The 500-nt window shown below is 60.2% G+C and carries 1 protein-coding gene; it reads right to left on the bottom strand.

The annotated features are described in order from the left end of the window. Window positions 1-500: DUF1612 domain-containing protein (locus ACFPLB_RS11205; RefSeq protein WP_378229621.1), on the bottom strand; the 500-nt coding region annotated here is incomplete at both ends.

Genomic DNA, 500 nt, shown 5'->3' with positions numbered 1-500 from the left:
GGCAGATGGGAGGCGACCTTGCCTCGTGACCGCAAATCCGCAGCGATCAGCAGACCTCCGAGCCAGTGCTGCCGCTGCGCTGGCTCGAGTGTTTCCCACGCATCGAACAGCAATGCTGCTGCGATTGTCGGCGGCATATCCTGAACCGACATCTCGACAGACCGCCATTGCGACAGGCGTTCGGCCTCGTCCCAATCAGGATCCCGGATCATCAGATCGCCCACCATGAGCCCACGGCTTGCAGATGCGGAACGACCGTCTCCTTTCGTCATGTTGCTGATCAATCGCTCTGACCGTTCCAACACAGCATCAATCAGCGCGAACTCATCGGCGAGGAGGTCCGGCTCATCAACCTCATTGCCCTCCCCTCCCCTCTCTTCGACTACAAGGTTGACCATCTCCCCTTCCTGATCGCGGATCCCGCTCAAAGCAGCGAACCCGCGATCGCTCAGCGCCCAATCTGCTTTGGCCGATGCGATACGTCGCCGCGTACGAAGGAT

This window comes from Aquamicrobium segne (assembly GCF_042656785.1).
GTDB lineage: Bacteria > Pseudomonadota > Alphaproteobacteria > Rhizobiales > Rhizobiaceae > Mesorhizobium > Mesorhizobium segne.
This window is presented reverse-complemented; position numbering and strand designations above follow the sequence as displayed.